General features: G+C 57.6%; 21 protein-coding genes and 1 tRNA gene. 10 read left to right on the forward strand and 12 right to left on the reverse strand.

Features of this window, described 5'->3' with window-relative positions; genetic code table 11:
• Positions 1 to 16: 16 nt before the first annotated feature.
• Both AC0V6Q_RS12085 and AC0V6Q_RS12090 read left to right on the forward strand, forming a co-directional pair.
• Positions 17 to 1,840, forward strand: coding sequence for a cation:proton antiporter (locus AC0V6Q_RS12085; protein ID WP_486169310.1), 1,824 nt, complete (start codon positions 17 to 19; stop codon positions 1,838 to 1,840).
• Positions 1,837 to 2,439: an OmpA family protein gene (locus AC0V6Q_RS12090; RefSeq protein WP_486168625.1), complete on the forward strand. Its 603-nt coding sequence runs from the start codon at positions 1,837 to 1,839 to the stop codon at positions 2,437 to 2,439. Before AC0V6Q_RS12085 ends, AC0V6Q_RS12090 begins: the two co-directional genes overlap by 4 nt.
• Here AC0V6Q_RS12090 and AC0V6Q_RS12095 read toward each other — a convergent pair.
• From AC0V6Q_RS12095 to panC, 6 genes are all read right to left on the reverse strand, one after another.
• Positions 2,416 to 3,177 carry a 3'(2'),5'-bisphosphate nucleotidase CysQ gene (locus AC0V6Q_RS12095; protein WP_486168626.1) on the reverse strand — a complete coding sequence of 254 codons (762 nt, stop codon included), beginning with the start codon at positions 3,175 to 3,177 and terminating at the stop codon, positions 2,416 to 2,418. The two genes, AC0V6Q_RS12090 and AC0V6Q_RS12095, sit on opposite strands and share 24 nt — an antisense overlap.
• Positions 3,174 to 5,087, reverse strand: a complete 1,914-nt coding sequence (gene cysN / locus AC0V6Q_RS12100) for a sulfate adenylyltransferase subunit CysN (RefSeq protein ID WP_486168627.1) — start codon at positions 5,085 to 5,087, stop codon at positions 3,174 to 3,176. Before cysN ends, AC0V6Q_RS12095 begins: the two co-directional genes overlap by 4 nt.
• Positions 5,087 to 5,998, reverse strand: a complete 912-nt coding sequence (gene cysD / locus AC0V6Q_RS12105; protein WP_486168628.1) for a sulfate adenylyltransferase subunit CysD — start codon at positions 5,996 to 5,998, stop codon at positions 5,087 to 5,089. Before cysD ends, cysN begins: the two co-directional genes overlap by 1 nt.
• A gap of 65 nt (positions 5,999 to 6,063) precedes the next feature.
• Positions 6,064 to 6,137, reverse strand: a tRNA-Gly gene (locus AC0V6Q_RS12110).
• Positions 6,138 to 6,210: 73 nt separating this feature from the next.
• A complete protein-coding gene (locus AC0V6Q_RS12115) occupies positions 6,211 to 7,251 on the reverse strand; it encodes a DUF475 domain-containing protein (protein WP_486168629.1) in 1,041 nt (346 codons plus the stop codon).
• Between the two features lie 25 nt (positions 7,252 to 7,276).
• Positions 7,277 to 8,146: a pantoate--beta-alanine ligase gene (panC, locus tag AC0V6Q_RS12120; protein ID WP_486168630.1), complete on the reverse strand. Its 870-nt coding sequence runs from the start codon at positions 8,144 to 8,146 to the stop codon at positions 7,277 to 7,279.
• A 135-nt stretch (positions 8,147 to 8,281) separates the two neighbouring features.
• Between panC and AC0V6Q_RS12125 the strand changes: the two genes are divergently transcribed.
• The 6 genes from AC0V6Q_RS12125 (at position 8,282) to AC0V6Q_RS12150 (ending at position 15,100) form a co-directional block, all read left to right on the forward strand.
• A complete protein-coding gene (locus tag AC0V6Q_RS12125; protein WP_486168631.1) occupies positions 8,282 to 9,106 on the forward strand; it encodes a division plane positioning ATPase MipZ in 825 nt (274 codons plus the stop codon).
• Positions 9,107 to 9,109: 3 nt separating this feature from the next.
• A complete protein-coding gene (locus tag AC0V6Q_RS12130; RefSeq protein WP_486168632.1) occupies positions 9,110 to 9,445 on the forward strand; it encodes a J domain-containing protein in 336 nt (111 codons plus the stop codon).
• 122 nt (positions 9,446 to 9,567) lie between these two features.
• Positions 9,568 to 11,004 (forward strand): phosphoglucomutase/phosphomannomutase PgmG, encoded by a 1,437-nt coding sequence (gene pgmG / locus AC0V6Q_RS12135; RefSeq protein ID WP_486168633.1) that lies wholly within the window; start codon positions 9,568 to 9,570, stop codon positions 11,002 to 11,004.
• Between the two features lie 29 nt (positions 11,005 to 11,033).
• Positions 11,034 to 11,858, forward strand: a complete 825-nt coding sequence (locus AC0V6Q_RS12140; protein WP_486168634.1) for a DUF2059 domain-containing protein — start codon at positions 11,034 to 11,036, stop codon at positions 11,856 to 11,858.
• The gene (locus tag AC0V6Q_RS12145; RefSeq protein WP_486168635.1) at positions 11,858 to 14,326 is read left to right on the forward strand and encodes a ligase-associated DNA damage response DEXH box helicase; all 2,469 of its coding nucleotides are present in this window, start codon (positions 11,858 to 11,860) and stop codon (positions 14,324 to 14,326) included. The genes AC0V6Q_RS12140 and AC0V6Q_RS12145 overlap by 1 nt, the downstream gene beginning before the upstream one ends.
• A 3-nt stretch (positions 14,327 to 14,329) precedes the next feature.
• Complete coding sequence (locus AC0V6Q_RS12150; RefSeq protein ID WP_486168636.1) at positions 14,330 to 15,100, forward strand: aminoglycoside adenylyltransferase domain-containing protein; 771 nt, start codon at positions 14,330 to 14,332, stop codon at positions 15,098 to 15,100.
• Here the strand turns inward: AC0V6Q_RS12150 and AC0V6Q_RS12155 are convergent.
• From AC0V6Q_RS12155 to AC0V6Q_RS12175, 5 genes are all read right to left on the reverse strand, one after another.
• On the reverse strand, positions 15,093 to 15,518 hold the full coding sequence (locus tag AC0V6Q_RS12155; RefSeq protein WP_486168637.1) for an ExbD/TolR family protein: 426 nt from the start codon (positions 15,516 to 15,518) through the stop codon (positions 15,093 to 15,095). The genes AC0V6Q_RS12150 and AC0V6Q_RS12155 overlap by 8 nt on opposite strands.
• Positions 15,519 to 15,687: 169 nt before the next feature.
• Entirely contained in the window at positions 15,688 to 16,119 is a 432-nt protein-coding gene (locus tag AC0V6Q_RS12160) for an ExbD/TolR family protein (protein ID WP_486168638.1), read from the reverse strand.
• Positions 16,120 to 16,144: 25 nt separating this feature from the next.
• On the reverse strand, positions 16,145 to 16,678 hold the full coding sequence (locus AC0V6Q_RS12165) for an ExbD/TolR family protein (protein ID WP_486168639.1): 534 nt from the start codon (positions 16,676 to 16,678) through the stop codon (positions 16,145 to 16,147).
• Positions 16,679 to 16,821: 143 nt separating this feature from the next.
• Entirely contained in the window at positions 16,822 to 17,595 is a 774-nt protein-coding gene (locus tag AC0V6Q_RS12170; RefSeq protein ID WP_486168640.1) for a MotA/TolQ/ExbB proton channel family protein, read from the reverse strand.
• A gap of 78 nt (positions 17,596 to 17,673) precedes the next feature.
• On the reverse strand, positions 17,674 to 18,324 hold the full coding sequence (locus AC0V6Q_RS12175; protein WP_486168641.1) for an energy transducer TonB: 651 nt from the start codon (positions 18,322 to 18,324) through the stop codon (positions 17,674 to 17,676).
• Between the two features lie 512 nt (positions 18,325 to 18,836).
• Between AC0V6Q_RS12175 and AC0V6Q_RS12180 the strand changes: the two genes are divergently transcribed.
• A complete protein-coding gene (locus AC0V6Q_RS12180) occupies positions 18,837 to 19,673 on the forward strand; it encodes a hypothetical protein (protein ID WP_486168642.1) in 837 nt (278 codons plus the stop codon).
• Positions 19,674 to 19,782: 109 nt separating this feature from the next.
• Positions 19,783 to 21,105, forward strand: a complete 1,323-nt coding sequence (locus AC0V6Q_RS12185; protein ID WP_486168643.1) for a homoserine dehydrogenase — start codon at positions 19,783 to 19,785, stop codon at positions 21,103 to 21,105.
• On the opposite strand, the gene AC0V6Q_RS12190 is transcribed toward AC0V6Q_RS12185, so the two are convergent.
• Entirely contained in the window at positions 21,102 to 21,416 is a 315-nt protein-coding gene (locus tag AC0V6Q_RS12190) for a hypothetical protein (RefSeq protein WP_486168644.1), read from the reverse strand. The genes AC0V6Q_RS12185 and AC0V6Q_RS12190 overlap by 4 nt on opposite strands.
• Between the last annotated feature and the right edge of the window lie 123 nt (positions 21,417 to 21,539).

Consider the following 21,539-nt stretch of genomic DNA (forward strand, 5'->3'; position numbering starts at 1 on the left):
ACAAAGGCCCCGACCCATCTCCCTTGAAACTCAAGCCATAACGATCGCGGCCGTTGGTGCACTTGGCATTGGCGCGCAGTGGGCCGCGTGGCGCACAGGCTGGCCTGCCATCGTGCTTATGTTGGCAGCGGGCTTTATTGCCGGACCCGTCCTTGGGCTTATCGATCCGGAGGCCGCATTCGGCGAATTGCTTGATCCTATGATCAGTATCGGGGTGGCCCTCATTCTTTTTGAGGGAGGCCTTAGCCTTGACCTTCGCGAGCTGCGCCATTCGGGCAAAGCGGTGTGGCGGCTTGCGACTTTGGGTGTCGCAATTGGCTGGACCCTGGGCGCGCTGGCCGGATATTACATCGCTGGGCTCGTCTGGCCCGTTGCGGTGTTGTTCGGCGGTATTCTGATTGTGACCGGCCCAACTGTCGTCATCCCCCTTTTGCGCCAGGCAAACATCCAGACACGGCCCAATTCGATCCTCAAATGGGAAGGCATCGTCAACGATCCAACTGGTGCGCTGTGCGCCGTGGTGGCTTATGAATACTTCCGCAGGGCCAACGAGTTTCCAGACGCGAGCGTCTTTGACGTCGCACCGCCTCTCGTCCTTGCAGCGGTGCTTGCCGGGCTTGTCGGATATGCGGCCGCGCGCTTGATCGTCTGGTTGTTCCCGCGCGGTGCGATCCCTGAATTCCTGAAAGTTCCGGTGCTCTTCATCACGGTCATCGCCGTGTTCGTGCTGACCAATCAGATCGAACACGAAGCCGGCCTTGTCGCCGTCACGGTAATGGGAGTGACCCTTGCCAACCGCGATGTGTCGAGCATGCGTTCGATCCATCCTTTCAAAGAGAATATCGCTGTTCTCCTTGTTTCCGGCATTTTCATATTGCTCGCCGCTTCCCTCAAATGGGAAGAATTGACCTATCTCCAGACGAGCTGGCGCCCGTGGGCTTTTCTCGTTGTGCTGCTGTTTCTGGTTCGCCCTGCCACCGTCCTGATCAGCCTGCTCGGCACAGATGTCCCATGGAACGAGCGACTGTTTGTCGCCTGGATTGCCCCGCGCGGGATTGTGCTGGTTGCGATCTCGGGGCTCTTCGCGTTGCGGCTCGGTGACCTCGGGATTGCAGGCGGGCAAATCCTGACAGGGCTCAGTTTTGCAGTCGTGGTCCTCACCGTGATTGCTCACGGCTTCAGTATCGATTTCGTCGCGCGTTTGCTGAAGGTGAAGGGCGACACAAGGCCCGGTCTTTTGATCATCGGCTCAACCCCTTGGACGGTTGCTCTTGCAAAAGAAATGCAGGCGGTGGGCACACCGGTTCTTATTGTCGACCAAAGCTGGCAGCGTTTGGGCCGTGCACGGCTCGAAGGGTTGCCGCATTACCACGGCGAAATCCTCAATGAGGCGACCGAACACAACCTTGATCTGACCCCTTATCAGGTCCTTGTCGCCGCCACCGAGAACGAAGCCTACAACGCATTGGTTTGCAACGAATTCGCCCATGAGATTGGCCGGGACATGGTCTATCAGCTGGGCGAAAACGAAGGATCGGACAGCCGCACGGCCTTGCCAGAAAGCATCCGCGGACGCGCATTGTTTGACGATGGATATGACGCTGGCGCGGTCAATGAGAGGATCGGCAAGGGATGGGTGTTCAAGAAGACCAAGCTTTCCGAAGAATTTGATTTTGGCGACGCGCGCGAAAAGCTGCACGATGATGCAAGCCTCTTGCTGATTGTGCGTGAAAACGGCACCTTGCGGTTCTTCACTCACGCCGTCCGGCCAAAGCCGCGTGCGGGCGATACCGTCATTTCCTATGTTCCACCCAAGAGAGGTGAGAGGGCCAGTTCATGAGCGTTAAGATCACCTCGTTTCTCTGGTTTTTTCCGGCGCTGCTTCTGGCTGGCTGTAATGCTACGACGCAAGAACCGGAGGATCCGGCCAGCTCACCCGCCGGCGATGAAACGAGCTCTCCCGAACCTGTCTCGATCCTGCGACCAGATGTTGAGGCCGAGACAGTGATCGAGGCAGCGATCCCGGTGGAGAGTTTCGTTGCGACTGTTGGGTTTCCTGATGGAGGAAGCGAGCTTGATGCCGCCGCTCTTGCCGCGCTTGAACAGATAAAGGCGTCCGCGCAGTTCTCCCAAAACGGTGCGATTGTCCTTCGTGCGCACAGTGACAGCGCAGGAAGTGACGCGGCGAACGAGCGCGCATCGCAGGAGCGCGGGCTTGCAGTTGCGCAATGGCTTATCGCTGCAGGAGCCGATGCGCGGCGGATCGATGTGATTGTTTTTGGGGAGCAAAATCCGCTCGAACCCAATGCTCTGCCTGACGGCTCACCCAACGAAGCGGGTCGTGCTGCAAATCGCCGGGTAGACGTGGAAATCCTTACGCCTGCGGGTCAGGAACCAGCACCCGTCGAAGCGAAATCAGAGCCCGGCGACGAGAGCTAAGACTTGCTCGGCATATTCAGGCCGGCAGATCAACAAGTCCGGTAGATAAGTGTCTGCCTGATTATAGTGGATAGGCGAACCATCAATGCGCGAACAGTGCAGGCCATGGGCAGAAGCAACGGCCACTGGCGCGCAGCTGTCCCATTCATATTGCCCGCCTGAGTGGAGATAAACCTCCGCCTTGCCGCGAACCACGGCCATGGCTTTGGCGCCAGCGCTGCCCATGCCGACCAGCTCTCCGCCCATCGCCTCGCAAACTGCCACAGCCTCCTTGGCGGGCCGGGTGCGGCTAACGAGGAAACGGGGTTTTTCGGCAGTCGGGCCGAGCGGCGCAGTTTCTCCGGTGTGCAAGACTACGCCGCCATTGAGGTCCGGCAATGCCACCGCGCCTGTGGTTGCGACGCCGTCAATGGCCAGCCCGACATGGACAGCCCAATCACTGCGTTCCTCGCCATATTCACGCGTGCCATCAACGGGATCGACAATCCAGACGCGGGATTTGCCGAGGCGCGCCTGACTGTCCTTTTCCTCCTCCGAAAGAAGGCCATCATCGGGCCGTGCAGCGCGCAGGGCGTTGCAAAGAAACGCGTTCGCGGTCTCGTCCCCTGCATCGCCAAGCGCTTTCCCTTGTAGCAACCCGCTTTCACGGACCTTCAGAGCGATGCGGCCGGCAACCGCAGCAAGATGCGCGGCAAGCTCTGCATCGGAAAGTTCAGTCACGTTGGTTGCACTCGTCATTTGAGGGGCAATATCTGGGCAATGATGTGATGCGCAGCCTCTTCAACGCTCATATCCACGGTGTTGACGCGAATTTCGGGCATTTCGGGTTCTTCGTAGGGGCTGTCGATCCCGGTGAAGTTCTTAAGCTCTCCGCTGCGCGCCTTTTTATAAAGGCCTTTCACATCGCGTTTTTCCGCCACATCGAGCGGGGTATCGACGAAAATCTCGATAAACTCACCCTCGGGCAGCATATCGCGCACCATTTGCCGCTCCGCGCGGAAAGGGCTGATGAAAGCGGTGAGCACGATGAGCCCCGCATCCGCCATTAGCTTGGCGACCTCGCCAATCCGGCGGATGTTTTCGATCCGGTCGGTCTCGGTAAAGCCCAAATCCTTGTTGAGGCCGTGGCGCACATTGTCCCCGTCCAGCAGGAACGTGTGGCGGTTCATCAAAGCAAGCTGCTTTTCCACCTCATTGGCAATCGTCGATTTGCCCGAACCCGAAAGCCCCGTGAACCAAAGCACGCGCGCGCGCTGGTTTTTGAGGTTTGCGTGGTCTTCTCTGGCCACAGTCGTTGGCTGCCAATGCACATTTTGCGCACGGCGTAGCGAGAAATCGAGCATCCCTGCGCCAACGGTCGCATTGGTGAATTTGTCGATCAGGATAAATCCGCCAAGCGTGCGCGAAGCTGCGTATGGCTCAAACACGATGGGCTTGTCGGTGGTGACTTCGACTTCGCCGATGCCGTTCAGTTCCAGCGTCTTTGCCGCAAGGTGATCGAGGCTGTTCACATCGATTTCAAACTTGGGACTTTGCACGGTTGCGGTGACGGTTCGCGAGCCGATCTTCAGCCAATACCCGCGCCCCGGTTTCAGCGCAGTCTCATCCAGCCACACCAACTTCGCGCAAAACTGATCGGAGGCCTCTGGCGGATCATCGGCTGCAGCGATTACATCGCCCCGGCTGCAATCGACCTCGTCTGCAAGGGTCAGTGTGACCGATTGTCCCGCCACCGCCTCGTCCAGATCGCCATTGAAGGTGGAGATGGTTTTCACCGTGCTTGTCTTGCCCGAAGGGACCACGCGCACTGTATCGCCCGGTTTCACCGTGCCGCTTGCAATTTGCCCTGCAAAGCCCCGGAAATCGAGGTTCGGGCGGTTCACCCATTGGACGGGCATTCGTAAAGACCGCTCCTGTGCGGTCGTATTCGCGACTTCGATACGTTCCAAATGGTCGATCAGCGATGGCCCCTGATACCAGGGGGTGTTGGCAGATGGCGCTGAAGTGATGTTGTCACCCTTGAAGCCGGAAATCGGAATCGCGGTGAAAGCCTCGATACCGACCTCTTTGGCAAAGGCTGTGTAATCGGCAAGGATGGCGTCAAATGCGCCTTGATCGTAGTCGACCAGATCCATCTTGTTCACCGCCAGAACCACGTGTTTGATGCCCAAAAGGTGCACAAGAAACGAGTGCCGCCGTGTCTGTTGAAGCATGCCCTTGCGGGCATCAACGAGGATTACGGCGAGGTCTGCAGTCGAGGCGCCGGTGACCATATTGCGCGTGTATTGTTCGTGCCCTGGCGTATCGGCGACGATGAACTTGCGCTTTTCCGTCGTGAAAAAGCGGTAGGCGACATCAATAGTGATGCCCTGTTCGCGCTCGGCGGCAAGGCCATCGACCAGCAGTGCAAAGTCGATCTCTTCGCCTTGCGTCCCGTGCTTGGCGCTGTCCGCCTCAAGGCTTGCCAGCTGATCTTCGAAGATCATTTTGGAATCGTAAAGAAGCCGCCCGATCAGCGTCGACTTGCCATCATCCACGCTGCCACAGGTGATGAAGCGCAGGAGGCTCTTGTTCTGGTGGATCTCCAGATAGGCGTCGATGTCCTGAGCAATAAGGGCGTCGGTTTCATATGAAGGGTGTTTGCTCATCAGAAATACCCCTCCTGTTTCTTCTTCTCCATCCCGGCACCGCCAGCATCCTTGTCGATGACGCGGCCTTGCCGCTCGCTGGTGGAGGTGAGGAGGGTCTCCTGCACGACTTCGGATAACGTCGCAGCAGTGCTTTCAACCGCGCCCGTCAGCGGGAAACACCCAAGTGTGCGGAAGCGTACCGACTTCATCGTGATCTCGGGCTTTTTGCCCATGACCCGTTCCAGGCGATCGATATCATCCGCCATAAACAGGCCGCCTTCCCACTCAAATGTGGGCCTTTCGGCAGCAAAGTAGAGCGGCACAATCTCGATATTCTCGGCCATGATGTATTGCCAGATATCAAGCTCGGTCCAATTGGAGAGCGGGAAGACGCGGATGCTCTCACCTTTGTTTCTCTTGGCGTTGTAAAGGTTCCAAAGCTCCGGGCGCTGATCCTTGGGATTCCAGCTATGGCTAGCGGTGCGAAAGGAGAAAACGCGTTCCTTGGCGCGGCTTTTCTCCTCATCGCGGCGCGCCCCGCCAAATGCTGCGTCAAAACCATAATGGTCGAGCGCCTGTTTCAGCCCCTGCGTCTTCCACATGTCGGTGTGGAGCGGTCCGTGGTCGAAGGGGTTGATGCCGCGTTCCTTGGCTTCTTCATTCTGCCAGACATGAAGCGTCATGCCGGTTTTCTCCGCCATGGTGTTGCGCAGCCTATACATCTCCTGGAATTTCCAGGTGGTGTCGACATGGAGGAGCGGGAAGGGTGGGGGAGCAGGGAAAAAGGCTTTGCGCGCGAGATGCAGCATCACCGCGCTGTCTTTCCCGACCGAATACATCATGACCGGGTTTTCAGCCTCAGCCACGACTTCGCGAAGGATGTGAATACTCTCGGCTTCAAGCCGCTGGAGGTGCGTTAGGGTCGTCATGAATGCGCAGCTAAGCCTTGAGCGGCGTCAAGCAAAACTAGAAAAGCTATATGATGGGAAATTTTTGGAGCGGGTAAGGGGAATCGAACCCCTCTAGCCAGCTTGGAAGGCTGGAGCATTACCACTATGCTATACCCGCCCGCTCGATAGGCGCGGCCTTTGCCATTAAAGCCGCGCTTTCGTCAAGCAGCTTGGGATCAGGCAACTTGGGCTCAGGCAATCTGGGCACTGCGCTCCGTTCTATTCGCGCGAACCGATGACCAGAAGGCAATCCCGATCAAAACCGCACCGATCAAACCGGTAATAACCTCCGGGATATGAGCGAAGGTGTTGATGTACATGATCACCGCGAGCGCCAGGATCGCGTAAAATGCGCCATGCTCGAGGTAGCGGTATTCCGACATCGTGCCTTGGCGAACAAGGAAGATCGTCATTGACCGCACAAACATCGCGCCGATGCCAAGGCCAATGGCGATGATGATGAGATTGTTGGTGAGCGCAAAAGCCCCGATGACCCCGTCGAAGGAGAAGCTTGCATCGAGCACCTCGAGGTAAAGGAATGCGCCGAACCCCGCTTTGGCGACGTCACCGGAAGAAGGGGTGGGCGGTTCAAGCACGTGGTTGACGATCTCGACACCAAGATAGGTCAAAAGCCCACCGATTGCGGCAATGATAAAGCCCAGCGCGTCTTCCTCTGCCAACATCGTTGATGTGGCCCAAGTGCCCGCGAGGACAAGCCCGATCGAAATTGCTTCGATATCTGCGACCTTTGCCAACGGCCGCTCGATCATGTCGATCCAATCGTGCTCTTTGTCTGCATCGAAGAAGAATTTGAGCCCCACCATGCCCAAAAACGCGCCGCCAAAGCCCATCAACCCAATATGCGCATCGCTGACGATCCGTTGATATTCGCCCGGATCACTCAAAGCGAGCCGCACCGCATCGACGGGCCCCAAGGAAGCGGCGACCATTACGATCACAATGGGAAAGACAATCCGCATTCCGAACACGGCAATCGCAATACCCCAAGTGAGGAAGCGTTGCTGCCACACCGGGTCCATGTCTTTGAGGATCGAGGCGTTTACAGCCGCGTTGTCGAAGGACAGCGAAACCTCAAGCACCGCCAGAACCGCGCAGATCCAGAGGATAGAAAGCGTGCCCTCGACCGTTCCGGAAACCGTCCAGCCATACCATCCGCCCAGCGCCATGCAGATGGCAGTGAACAAGAGTGAGCCCCAAAAGTGCTTCAACATCGCAGTGTCAGTCCTTCGCGGCCGCTCAACTTGAAACGGCCATATTGTCGATAAGGCGGGTGCCGCCAATCCGGGCGGCCACCAAAAGCCGCGCTGCGGAGCCCGTTAGGCGCTCTATCGCGCCGAGGGAAGTGGCATCGGCGAGCACTGCATAATCTACGCTGTCAAACCCAGCCTCAATGAGAGCGTCTTTGAGCCGACTAAGGACGGAAGCGACATCGCCGCCTGCCTCAATCTGTGCGATTGCCGATTTCATTGCACGCGGAAGTGTCGCGGCCGCTTGGCGGTTTGCGTCGGACAGATACCGGTTTCGGCTCGACATGGCGAGCCCATCCGCCTCGCGCACTGTAGGCACACCAATGATGGAATGCACATGAGGCAAAGTCAGATCAAGATCGCGCGCCATTGCCCGGATGACGGCGAGCTGCTGAAAATCCTTCTCTCCGAAGAAGGCCATGTCGGGCTGCACCTGATTGAAAAGCTTGTTCACCACCGTTGCGACGCCATCAAAATGGCCGGGCCTGTCCGCACCGCACAGCCCCTCACTCACCCCGGTGACGGCAATATTGGTGGCAAAGCCGTGCGGATACATTTCCTCCGCGCTCGGAGCCCAGAGAAGAGCGCAGCCTTCCGCTTCCAACATGGCCGAATCCTGCGCCAATTGCCGCGGATAGGCATCGAGGTCTTCATTGGGGCCAAACTGGGTAGGGTTCACAAAAATCGAGGCGACCACCGCATCGCATTCTTCCAAAGCCCGGCGAACAAGCGTCAAATGCCCCTCGTGCAGTGCGCCCATTGTCGGCACCAGACCAATGCGTGCGCCGCCCATGTTTCCACCGCTACGCAGCCTGGTAACACTTGTTCTCAACACATCGAGAGTGTGTGCCGTTTGCACCTGGGGGTCCCCTTAGATAAAGTGCGCGTAGGACAACGATAGACCCTCGCGCTATCGGCAAACAAGTCATAAAGCCAGCAATGCATGGCGCCCAATCGGTCAACGGATATGTCAGCTCAACAAGGATTAGTCTCGATGGTCGCCGCCCCTGCAAAACACCGCACGCACCGGATTGTTTTTGCCAATGAAAAGGGCGGAACAGGCAAGTCAACGACCGCAGTCCATGTTGTGGTTGCACTGTCCTATCTGGGGGCGCGTGTGACGATGCTCGACCTCGACCCGCGCCAGCGCACCTCGCATCGCTATATGGAAAACCGGTATGACACGATGCAGCGACGCGGGCTGCATTTGCCGACTCCTGCGTGCGAAGTGTTCAAGGGTCGGAGCACCGAGTCCTTGCTGATCGAAATCGAAAAATTGGAAAAAGACTGCGACTTTCTCATCATCGATAATCCGGGACGCGATGATGATCTGGCCCGCGCGGCGGTGGAGCAGGCGGACACACTGGTCACGCCAATGAATGACAGTTTTGTCGATTTTGACCTTATCGGACAGGTCGATCCAGAGAATTTCAAGGTCAAGAAACTGTCCTTCTTTGCCGAGCTTATATGGGAGGCGCGCATGAAGCGCAGCCGGGCGACGGCCTCAGGGGAGCGCCCGCAAATGGATTGGATCGTCGTGCGCAACCGGACCGGCCATACCGAGGCGCGCAATATGGCGCGTATCAACAAGGCGCTTACCGAAATGTCGAAGCGTGTCGGTTTTCGCGTTACGCACGGCCTGTCAGAGCGCGTCATTTTTCGCGAACTTTTCCCTTCTGGGCTCACTCTGCTCGACAAGGGGCATTTGGGTGACCTTGGAACCAGCCATCTGGTCGCGCGTCAGGAATTGCGCACTTTGGTGATGGCGCTACAGCTGCCCGATGTTGCCAAGCCGAAAGCCCCGATGGAGCCTGCCTAAGCCATGATGAAATTTGCGATTATCCTGTTAGTGGTTTGCCTTCTTTGGCGCTGGGCGCTTGGCAAATGGCCTTGGGAATATCTCCAGTCCAAGCCGACCCGTTCGCAAGCCATCTTCAAGGCCCGCAAGCTGTTGGCCGTCCAGGAACGCGCCAGCCGCAAGGACATTCTGGCCGCGCACAAGCGCTTGGTCTCAATGGTCCATCCTGACCGGGGGGGCAGCAACAGGCAGGTCCATGAGGCGAACGATGCACGTGACCTGTTGCTGGATGAACTCCCGAATGAAGGCATTGAACTGGATCTCGATGACAATTCCAAAGGCGATACGCCCAAGGAATAGACACGGTCTTGACGCAATTCTTCTGGAAGAGGGTAAGGAAGCTTGTGTATGGTCACCGCGAGAAGCGGTGTTAGAAGGCACGACACCTCTGAAATTCAAGACGAATAAGGCCCTCAATTCCCATGTCTCATACATTTGATTCCACCGTTCTTCGCGAATACGACATTCGCGGGATTATTGGCGAAACCCTTGGGCCAGATGATGCACGCGCGATTGGCCGCAGTTTCGGCACGCTGCTGCGCCGCGCAGAAGAAGCGGACGGAGCATCCGGCGCGCCTAAAGTCGCCGTGGGATACGATGGCCGGGTAAGCTCACCTATGCTCGAACACGCGCTCGTCGAAGGGCTTTCTGCAAGCGGATGCGATGTGGTGAAGGTGGGCATGGGCGCAACGCCGATGCTCTATTATGCGGAAGCCTCAGCCGAAGACGTGAAGGGCGGCATTCAGATAACTGGCAGCCACAATCCCCCCAATTACAACGGCTTCAAAATGGTATTTCAGGGGCGACCCTTTTTTGGGGCCGATATCCAGCGGCTCGGTACCATGGCGGCTGCGGGGGACTGGACCGATGGAGCCGGAGAAGTCACCTCTCGCGACATCATGCGCGAGTATGTCGAGCGCATGCTCGAGGGATTGGCCGGTATCGACGACAGCAAGCTCAGCGGCCTCAAGGTCGGTTGGGATGCGGGCAACGGTGCGGCCGGACCTGCCCTCGAAGCGTTGGCGGCGCGATTGCCGGGTGAGCATCATTTGCTGTTTACTGAAGTTGACGGACATTTTCCCAATCACCATCCTGATCCAACTGTTGAAGAGAACCTGGCGGATCTGCGTGCGCTCGTCGCTGAGAAGAGCCTCGATTTTGGAGTTGCATTTGACGGTGATGGCGACCGGATTGGCGCGATCGACGGTGAAGGCCGGGTGATCTGGGGCGATCAGCTTTTGATGATTTATGCCGAGGACGTTCTAAAAACCCATCAAGGTCAAACGATTATCGCCGACGTCAAGGCAAGCCGCGCGCTGTTCGACCATGTTGCAAAGCATGGCGGAAAGCCGCTGATGTGGAAGACGGGCCACTCGCTCATTAAGTCCAAAATGAAGGAAACCGGTTCGCCGCTCGCTGGCGAAATGAGCGGGCACGTGTTCTTTGCCGACACATATTACGGTTTTGACGATGCGCTTTATGCCGGCGTCCGCCTGCTTGCAGCGTCTGCACGGCTGGGTAAGTCGGTGACTGAACTGCGTAGCGCAATCCCCGATATGCTCAATACGCCAGAGATGCGTTTCCAAGTGGACGAGGCGCGCAAATTCCCGGCCATGGCGGAAATTACCGAGCGGCTTACCACAAACCCTGGCGAAGGCGTTGGAGAGGTCAACGCAACCGACGGTGTGCGTGTGAATACGGCGGACGGCTGGTGGCTTCTTCGCGCATCGAATACGCAGGACGTATTGGTGGCGCGCGCGGAAAGTGACACCAAGCAAGGCCTCGAGCGCCTCATCGCGCAGATCGACGAGCAATTGCAGCTCTCCGGTCTGGAACGCGGAGAGAGCGTCGGGCATTAATGCCCCACAACTTTGGAAGGATCGCAATTATGAAACGCTTGGCTTTAGCCTTTGCTGCAGGCCTAACTCTTTCGCTGAGCTCTACACCGCTTTTGGCACAGACCTCGGCCTCGAGTGAACCGACAGCCGAAGAACTCGAAGCGATTGGCGCATTGTTCGGCGACTTGTTCGGTAGCGCCGACCCACTGTCACCCGAGGAAGAAGCGCGCCTTGGCTCTGCCATGGTCGTTGTTACCAAGCTCTTTCCCGAAGGCACCTATGCCAAGATGATGGAAGAGAGCATGGCGCCGATGCTCGAGGGTATGATGGGCGGACTGGGCAGCTCTCCTGCTCTCACCCTGACTGCTTTGACCGGCATTGATCCGCTCACGCTGGGTGCGGTCGAGAGTGACAAGCTTGAGGCAGCGGTTGCGCTCCTTGACCCGGCAGCTGCTGAACGCAATGCTGCGATGGGCGAGGCGATGTTTGCCCTTATCAGCGAAGTGGTGGTAGATATTGAGCCCGCCTATCGGTCAGGCTTGGCGCGCGCTTATGCAGTGCGCTTCACTGCCGAAGAGCTTGCTGATCTTAGCGCCTATTTCGATACGCCTGTGGGCAAGAAATATGCAGCCGAGAGCTTTCTCATTTTTGCTGATCCGCAGGTGATGTCCTCGATGAATGAAATCATGCCTGCAATGATGCAGCGAATGCCCGCTATGATGGAGATGATCGGCCAAGCCGCATCCGAATTTCCCGAAGGACGGCGTTTTTCTAGCTTGAGCGCAGAAGAGCGTAGCCAATTGGCGCAATTGCTGGGTTTGAGCGAAGAGGAACTGGCTGAGGCTGAACCGACAGCGGATCCCAACGGCTTCTGATGGATCAGGCCGCCGGAGAGGTTCCGGCCGAAATCGAGGGCTGGTTTGACGCGCGCGGGTGGCGGGTGCGGCGCCATCAGCTTGATATGCTCGTCAAAGCGCGGGAAGGCCGCGATGCGCTGCTCGTTGCTGATACAGGCGCGGGCAAAACGCTCGCTGGCTTCCTGCCTACACTGTGCGATTTTGCGCCTTCATCGGGTGCGCTTCCCGAGGACGGGCTCCACACACTCTATGTCTCGCCATTGAAGGCGCTGGCCCACGATGTGAAGCGCAATTTGCTCACTCCGATAGAGGAGATCGGGTTGCCGATACGGGTGGAGACGCGTTCGGGCGACACCTCTTCGGACCGCAAGAAACGCCAGCGTAGCAAACCGCCCCACGTTCTGCTGACCACGCCGGAAAGCCTGTCGCTGCTGCTCTCCTACCCCGAGAGCCTCGAGATGTTTCGCACGCTCAAACGCGTGGTGATCGACGAGGTGCACGCCTTTGCAACCGGCAAGCGGGGTGACCTTTTGGCGTTAGCGCTCGCACGCCTGCAAACTCTTGCCCCCGATATGCAACGTGTGGCGCTTTCGGCGACCTTGGCGAATCCTTTAAGCTTTCAGGAGTGGCTTGCGCCTCAGCCTGCTGATGCAGAAGGCGAGATCCATGCGGCGGACCTGGTGCTTGGCGAAAACGGGGCCCCTGCCGAGGTCGACATCCTTCTGCCGATCGAGGAACGCGTGCCGTGGGGCGGGCATGCGGGACGCTGGGCTGTGGATCAGCTGATGCAGGCGATCCGCGACAATCGCACAACGCTTATCTTCACCAACACACGCTTTCTGGCTGAGTTTATCTTCCAGTGCCTGTGGGAGGTGAATGAGGAAAACCTGCCTATCGGCGTCCACCACGGGAGCCTCTCCAAGGAAGCGCGGCGCAAGGTCGAAGACGCCATGGCAGCAGGCGAGCTTCGCGCGCTCGTGTGCACTGCAAGCCTCGATCTTGGCGTAGACTGGGGTGACATTGATCTGGTGGTGCAAATGGGAGCGCCCAAGGGCTCTTCGCGGCTGCTTCAACGCATCGGGCGGGCAGGGCACAGGCTCGACACAGCAAGCCGCGCGGTTCTGGTGCCGGGCAATCGGTTCGAGTTTCTCGAAGCCATGGCCGCCAAAGACGCGGTCGATGAAGGCATGCGCGACGGCGAGGATTTCCGTGCAGGCGGCCTCGATGTGCTCGCCCAGCATGTGATGGCCTGTGCCTGCGCAGGACCGTTCCACGAGGACGATCTGCTCGCCGAAATCCGTAGCTCAATGGCCTATGCCTGGCTCGACAAGACGGCGTTTGAGCGGGTCCTGCACTTTGTCGAAAGCGGTGGTTATGCGCTCAAAGCCTATGACAAGTTCAAGCGAATTACCCGCGATAAGGCGGGGGTTTGGCGGCTTACCCATCCCAATCAGGCGCAGCGTCACCGGATGAACGCAGGCATTATTGTCGATTCCGAGATGCTGCAGGTCCGCTTCAAGAACGGGCGGCAGTTGGGCAAGGTCGAGGAGCGCTTCGCAGCGCAACTCTCGGCCGGAGACACCTTCTTCTTTGCGGGCATGAGCCTTGAGGTGGAAGCGCTTAAAGACATGGATGTGATCGTGCGCGCGGCCAAAAAGTCGGCGACGATTCCCTCCTATGGGGGCTTGCGTTTGCCTCTTACCACACATCTTGCGACCCGTGTGCAAGCGATGCTGGATGACCGCGCAGGGTGGGGGCGGTTCCCCGATGACGTGCGCGAATGGCTGGAGGTGCAGGACTATCGCAGCCGCCTGCCAAAGCCCGGAGAGCTGCTGGTTGAAAGCTTCCCGCATGCAAAGAAGCACTACACCGCCTATTACACTTTTGAAGGATGGAACGCGAACCAGTCGCTGGGCATGCTGATCACGCGGCGGATGGAGAGCCTTGGCCTCATGCCCGCAGGATTTGTCGCCAATGATTACACGCTGGCCGTGTGGGGCTTGAAGCCGGTGACTGATCCCAAGCCGCTATTGTCGCCTGACATCCTCACCGAAGAGTTCACCGATTGGGTGACCGAAAGTCACCTTTTGCGCCGTGCATTTCGGGAGGTTGCGGTAATCAGTGGCCTGATCGAGCGCCAGCACCCGGGCAAACGCAAAACCGGCAAGCAAGTCACCTTCTCAACCGACCTTATCTACGACGTGCTCAAGAAATATGAGCCCGATCATGTGTTGTTAGAGGCCGCATGGGCAGATGCGCGCGCGCGAATGACCGATGTGGGGAGGCTAGCTGATCTGCTTGAGCGCTCGCAATCCGAGCTGGTGCATGTAGAGTTGGATCGGGTGTCGCCTTTGGCGGTGCCAGTGATGACGATGATCGGGCGCGAGGCGGTGCCTCAAGGCGAGGTTGATGACGAACTGCTGCTAGAGGCGGAGACCTTGGCGGGCGAGGCGATGCGGATTGATGCGCCTTTGGAGGGGGGTTGAGCGATGGATGCGCGTTTCAAAGCCATTCAAGCGACCTCCCGCGTTAGGGCCTATCTTGAAGAGCTTTTACGAGTTCATCATGAGATACTCGAGAAGGATTTGACCGCTCTATATCTCCACGGCTCGCTCGTGCAGGACGACTTCAAACCAGAGTTGAGCGATATTGATATTCTTGGCGTGGCGGCGGGGCCGATCTCCACTGAGAAGCGTAGCGAGCTTGCCGCAAGATTGCACCATGAAATGCTACCAGTGCCTGCTTATGGATTGGAACTGATACTGTGTACGCTTGATGATTTGCGTACTTCGGCAGCTTCCGTCCGTTACGATTTCGCATTGTCCACCGGGCGCGAATGGGGCGTGCAAGTCGAAATTGAGGGGGCAACCAGCGATATTCTGGTGCATATGAAGCTGTGCAGGCAAGCTGGTGTTGTTCTTTTCGGTTCTCCTGCCTTCCAATTGTTCGCCGATGTCCCTGCCGCAACCTTACGCAAGGGCCTTTTGGGTGAGCTGAAATGGCATCGCGACGATTTGCGAAAAGGGCCCAGCGCCCAATCGATCACCAATGCGGAGTTGAACGCAGCGCGGTCATTGCACGCTGCTGAGACGGGTAAGATCATCTCCAAAACCGCAGGAGCGCAGTGGTGGCTTAATCAAGGGCCGCAAGATGAAGTAGTCCTTATGGCCTTGAACCACCGGAGCGGGCGCATCACCAAAGCTCCAACTCTCCAATTGGCGCAGCAGTTTGTCGAGCGAGCGATTTCCTTGCTTAATTGAACGCTCGGTATTTCTCATTCCCGACAAAGCCGAACTTGGTCACACCTGAAAGCTTGATCTGGCGCAGGACCTCTGCCGATGTCTGATAACTCGCCTGTGCTTCTGGCTCATATTGGAGTTCTGGTTCGGGCACCATTTGCCTTGAAGCGGTAAGGAGCGCCGAGAGCTGTGCTTTGGAGACCGGATCGCCATTCCAAAGGATGGCATCGGATTGCGAAACGACGAGCTTGTTGATTACCGGATCCGGGGTTTTGGTGACCGGGACGGGTCTGTTTGGAAGGTCCACATCAATCGAATGCGACGCAAGGGGGATGGTGATGATGAACATGACAAGCAGCACCAGCAACACGTCAATGAGCGGCGTCATGTTCATTGAACTGACCGGATCATCGGCGGTAAGTTTTTGCGCGAAAGCCATGTTACTCTCCTTCCAGGGTTAGGACAGAGCTCAAGTCTACAGCAAAACCAATAGGTTGCCTAACGCACACGGGTATGTGGAGAGCAACTGAACGTCTTCAGGGACAACAAAAAAGGCGCCCCGGTTTCCCGCGAGCGCCCTTTTGTTCGTCCAATCAGGTTGAGGCGAGTTACTTGCCAAACACCCGATATCTCTCGTTTCCGACAAAACCGAATTTGCTCACGCCAGACTTCTTGATGATGTCGAGCGTCTTGGCCGATTTGTCATAGCTTGCTTGGCCAAATGGCTCATATTGCAGCTCTGGTTCGACTTCCATCGCAAGGGTTTGACCCAGCAATGAGACCAGGTTTCCTTCTGTAATCGGGTCACCGTTCCAAAGAAGCTGATCATCATCGGTGATCACCAGCTTGTTCTTGATCGGATCGATATCAACCGGGCTATCAGGCGGATCGCCTGATGGAAGGTCGATATCAACCGAGTGTGTCGCCACCGGAATGGTGATGATGAACATAATCAGCAGAACGAGCAAAACGTCGATCAGCGGGGTCATGTTCATATCCATCATCGGTTCGCCGTCGAGTTTACCTCCAGCCATACCCATGTCAGTTACTCCTTATAATCGCCGATCAGCCGTTGGGATCAACCGGGTTGGAGATGAACCCAACCGTCGGATAGCCCGCTGCCTGAATGTTGTAGATTGCACCAGCGACACAGCGCCATGGAGCTTCCACGTCTGCCCGGATGTGCACCTGCGGGATCAGTTCGGGATCTGCCAAAATCGCATCAACCCCGCCGGCACGCTGAACAATCGCATCGAGGCGGTCAAAAGCCTGCTTGCGGAGCTCTTCCGAATCGACCGGAGTGATATTGTTCCAATACACCCGGCATTCTCCGCCCCGTGTTGCGCCCGTAAAACCGGAACGAATGGTCCCTGCTGTCTTTCCCTCAGCATCAGTTGTGCTGATGGTGAGCTGCAGGTTTTCCACCTTGTCCTTGGACTCAACGGATTCGAAGACCGGGATTTCGAGCTGTTCGATCGTTTGGATCGCCACCGGAACCGCGATGAGGAAGATGATGAGGAGAACCAGCATCACGTCCACCAGCGGCGTGGTGTTGATGTCAGACATTGGGGTATCCCCGCCTCCCATCGAAATCGCCATTGTGAATTCCTTATCTGCTCAAATTTGAGCGTTTCTCAATTCAGGCACCATTACGAAAAACTCCGAAAAGATGCCTTGTACGAAGGGGTAAGTTACCGGCCCGATCAGAGCAGAGGTTCTGCGCCGTTCGGGCCGGGATAAACTTACTTCTTCGCTGGCGCAGCAGCCGGCTTCGCAACAGGCTTCTTGGCAGGCGCAGCAGCGCTAACGGCAGGCTTAACCGCGCCGTTCGAACCGATGTACGCAACGATGTTGTTCGAGAAGTCGGTCATCAAAGCGTCGATGCGACGGTTACGCGACTGGAGCCAGTTAAAGGCAAGCACAGCAGGCACAGCCACAAGCAGACCAATAGCGGTCATGATGAGCGCCTCACCAACCGGGCCTGCAACCTTATCGATCGAAGCAGAACCTTCGATACCGATGTTGATCAGAGCGCGGTAGATACCGATCACGGTGCCGAGCAGACCGATAAACGGTGCGGTCGCACCAACCGATGCGAGGAAGGAAAGACCGCCAGACAGAGCCTGGTTGATGGTGTTCTGCGAGTGGGCGAGTTCTTCTTCTACGAAGTGGATCTCGTTTGCAGCGCCTTCCATCTTGGCGTGGTGGTCTTGAGCAGTGACAGCATCGTCAGCGAGCTGACGCCATGCTGAGTTCTTCTCAAGCTTGGTTGCGCCTTCTTTGAGCGAAGCGGTACGCCAGAACGCGGTTTGCACGCCTTTGTACTGACGCATCACTTTGGCTTGTTCGAAGTATTTGGTGAACAGGATGTAGAACGAGCCAACTGACATGATGACCATGACAGCAAGGATCGACCAAGCGACAGGGCCGCCTTCTTCCATGGCTTTCCAAAAGCCAAATTCGTTGACTGGTGCTTCAGTGTCGGCAGCTGCCGCAGCAAGATAATAAAGGTTCATTGCGAGTAATCCTCTTGAAATAGTTTTTTATCGGCAAGCCCGTGGACCCTCTCGTCACCGGGCTTGCTATCAATTCGATCAATTCAAACGGTAAGTGATCCGTGTCGAGTATCTGCCAGTGGTCTCGTTGCCATCCCGGTCAAGCGCCGGGTTAAAGCGCGCGTAACGCTCCATTCCGCGACATGCTGCTTGATCAAGGATACTGGAGCCGCTTGACGCGGTAACCTGACAGTTTGTTGCTCGGCCATTTGGCGTCACAACGACACTCACACCAACCGTACCTTCAACTTCTTCGCGAAGAGCACGCGAAGGATAGTTTTCTTGAATACGGCTTGCCCAACGACGCTCGTTGCGAGTGGACGCTCCGCGAGCCTGAGACGGAGCCTGTGTCGGCTGCGGCGTTGGCGTTGCGGTAGGACGCGGAGTTGGATCCGGTGTTGGCCGTGGCTCAGGGTCTGGATCCTGTTCACGCTCGACATTGTTGTTCTGATTGAGGTCAGGCAACGGTGGCGGAGGCACGGTGGGTGGCGGCTCCACAATCTCTTCAGGGGGAGGAGGCTCCTCCTCTGGCTCAGGGGGTTCCTCGGGCTCTTCTTCCACGTTGACCGCAGTAACCCGCTCGGCGATTTCCTTCACCGCCGAAATGGCGAGTCCGGAAATAAGCAGGTAACCGACTGCTACGTGGATGAGCGCGACGAAAATAATGGAAGTAACTCGACTTCCACCCATTTGTTGGTCAGCGTAGGCCATCCAGTCGCTTTCACTCCATAGTCTTGGTCGAACCGGGGCGTCCGACACACATTTTCACACCCTGAGACCGGTCGCATTCTGATTCGCGCCTGTGAAAATGCGCGACCCGTTGAATCAGTCCCAGGTAGTGACTCCCAGAATCTTGAACTTCCGATTGAGAAGATTTTTCACATAGCTACGCCCGACAATCCGTGCGGCGCTTGCCAAAATTCGTCCCAACCGACCTTGCGATTTTGGTCCAGTACGGACCGAAAACACAAAGGCGCTCCACGTGTTGACTTTGTCCCCAACCTCAACACGAGCGGATCGCTTTAACGGTCAACTTTCGGGCAATCAAACGCTTTATCCATTCAGGAGCGATTCATTGCGATGGGCTTGCAATAGGAAATGCTCCAATATGTTGTGAGTTTGTTTGGTAGGATTTGGTGATGAAGCTAACAGTTAACGGAAATTTAATCCCTTGTTTCAAGCGACTAGCGGCTTCCTCCATTTTGGCGACAACCTTGGTTGCAGGCGCTGTTCCAGCCGTTGCGCAAGGGCCTGTCCCAGAATCGATCAATGCGGCTGAACGTGCCACTTATGCCGATCTTGTCGACCTTTCAGAGCGCAGCGACATGGTTATTCGGGCAGAGATTCGCCGCCAAATCGTCGTCAAGCCCGAGCGTGCGCCGGGTTTGGAGCCAGGATTTGCAAGGCTTTACATAGAGGCGCGTACGCTGGCGCTCATCTCCGGGTCTTCGGCTGTTGGCGAATCGCTCGCCTTCCTTGTTGACGTGCCGCTGAATGCGAGGGGCAAGCCGGACAAATATAAAAAGCGACAAATGCTGCTGTTTGCCTATGCAGTTCCAGGTCGCCGCGGATCAATCCAGCTAACAGGTAAGCAGGCGATGCTTGATTATTCCCCTGCGCTTGAAGCGCGTTTGCGCCCAATTCTATCGGATCTGGCGGGCCGTGATGTGCCGCCGGTCGTAACAGGCATTGGTGATGCGTTGGCGGTACGGGGAACATTGGTGGGCGAATCGGAAACCCAGATTTTCGTTACAACCGAGGATCGCTCACCTGTATCCATCACAGTACTCAGGCGACCTGGCCAGCCAGCGACCTGGGGCGTTTCGTGGGGTGAGATCATCGATTCGGCCGCGCGCGCGCCTTCGCGCGAAACTTTGCGATGGTACCGCCTTGCGTGCTCGCTTCCCGAGCGTCTGCCTTCAAGCGCCAATCTCGCCCGCGATCCTGAAGCGCGGCGTCTGGCCGAGGCCGATTACCGTTATGTGCGGGATGAGCTGGGCCCCTGTTCAAGGGCGATTACCGAGGTGCAAGAAACTTAACGGACTAACTTTCTGGTGAGTGTGGGGCTTGACCTGCAGGCGGGTGCTTTTAAGCGGGGCGCTTCTCTTTTGGCCTTGACGGGCTGAACACCACAGACGGAGCGTCCCCTTGGGCCACAACTCGCCGCAATCTGCACCTCTTCGCATTGGTATCGCTGGTCTTGGAACTGTCGGCGCGGGCGTTATTCGCTTGCTCGAAACCAACCGCGAGCTGATTGCTGCGCGCGCAGGCCGGGCGATCGAGGTCACTGCCGTCAGTGCCCGTGAACGCGGCAAGGACCGGGGCGTCGACATAAGTGGCTTTGCCTGGGAAGACGATATGACCGCTCTCGCCGCGCGCGATGACGTGGATGCGGTCGTGGAGCTTGTCGGTGGATCAGACGGCCCAGCGCTTACCCTTTCACGTGCAGCGTTCAAAGGAGGGAAGGCCCTTGTCACCGCGAACAAGGCAATGGTGGCGCATCACGGCCTTGAACTTGCCAAAGCGGCAGAGGCAGGAGGCCTTGCGCTCAAATTTGAAGCGGCGGTCGCAGGCGGTATTCCGGTGGTTAAGGGCCTTCGCGAAGGTACTAGCGCAAACGAGCTTACCAAGGTTTATGGCATTCTGAACGGCACCTGCAATTACATCCTCACGACGATGGAATCGACCGGCGCCGACTTTGCAGAGACGCTCGTCGAGGCGCAGGCCCTTGGATATGCGGAAGCCGATCCGACATTCGATATCGAAGGCGTGGATGCGGCGCACAAGCTTGCGATCCTTGCGACTATCGGTTTCGGGGTAGAGCTCGATTTCGCCAATGTTGTGACCACCGGTATCGTGGCCGTACGGGCCGCCGATATCGCCCAGGCAGACGCCTTGGGCTTTGTGATCCGCCTGATCGCGGAGGCAGATGTTCAACATGACGCCGATGGCCCCAAACTCCTTCAGCGTGTGCGGCCTTGCCTTGTTGCAAAGAACCACCCGCTCGCGCCGGTCGATGGACCCACCAACGCCGTTGTGGCGGAGGGGAACTTTTCGGGCCGCTTGTTATTCCAGGGCGCCGGTGCGGGCGATGGCCCCACCGCGAGCGCGGTTGTGGCGGACCTTATCGATATCGCGCGCGGCGAAGTGGGCGCGCCGTTCTCCATGCCGGTCGCCCAATTGGCAGCCCTTGGTCCGGCAGAGCCCGGCGGGCGTATGGAGCGCACCTATTTGCGCTTTACCGTCAATGACCGTCCGGGCGTATTGGCGGAGATTACTGCTGCAATGCGCGATGCAGACGTCTCGATTGAGAGCCTTATCCAACAGGGCCGCGGCAATGCCGACGGCGAAGTCCTGGTCGCGATGGTCACCCACGAAGGCCCCGAGGCCAGTGTCGCGCGCGCCGTGGAATTGCTGGATGGCTCGGACAGCCTTACAGGTGAGCCGCTGGTCCTGCCGATTATTGCTTAGTTTGCGCCCAGAGGAGGAAGCCCTCGCGCAATTCGATCCGCATCCGATCCTTCAGGCGCCTCGGGCAGAGCGTCGAAGTCGACCATGATCGGCGGATCGCGAACCTCGCCGAATCTGGTGGTGAAGGTCACCATGAAGATCGAGCCTTCGGTTGGCAGGATAAGCCCGCTGCCATCCACGTTTGGAGCCTTTGGACCTTGGGTTCGCTGAGCATATCTGCGCTCGAAAGCCTTCGCGTTCCATGATCCGTCGGTAACTTCGCCCAAGCTGCGGCAGACAACAATTTCGCCTGCAAGACGAGCTGCATCCATTTGCGCTTCGCATTGCTCGTCTGGAGAAGCGCGATCGGCCGGCAGTGATAAGTCCAGCTGCACGCGATCCTCTGTGGGGTCGGTTGTTAACGGACTGTCTTGGGCTGTTGCCTGCGCGCTCAG

The sequence above is a fragment of the Erythrobacter sp. S227 genome, from assembly GCF_057364925.1.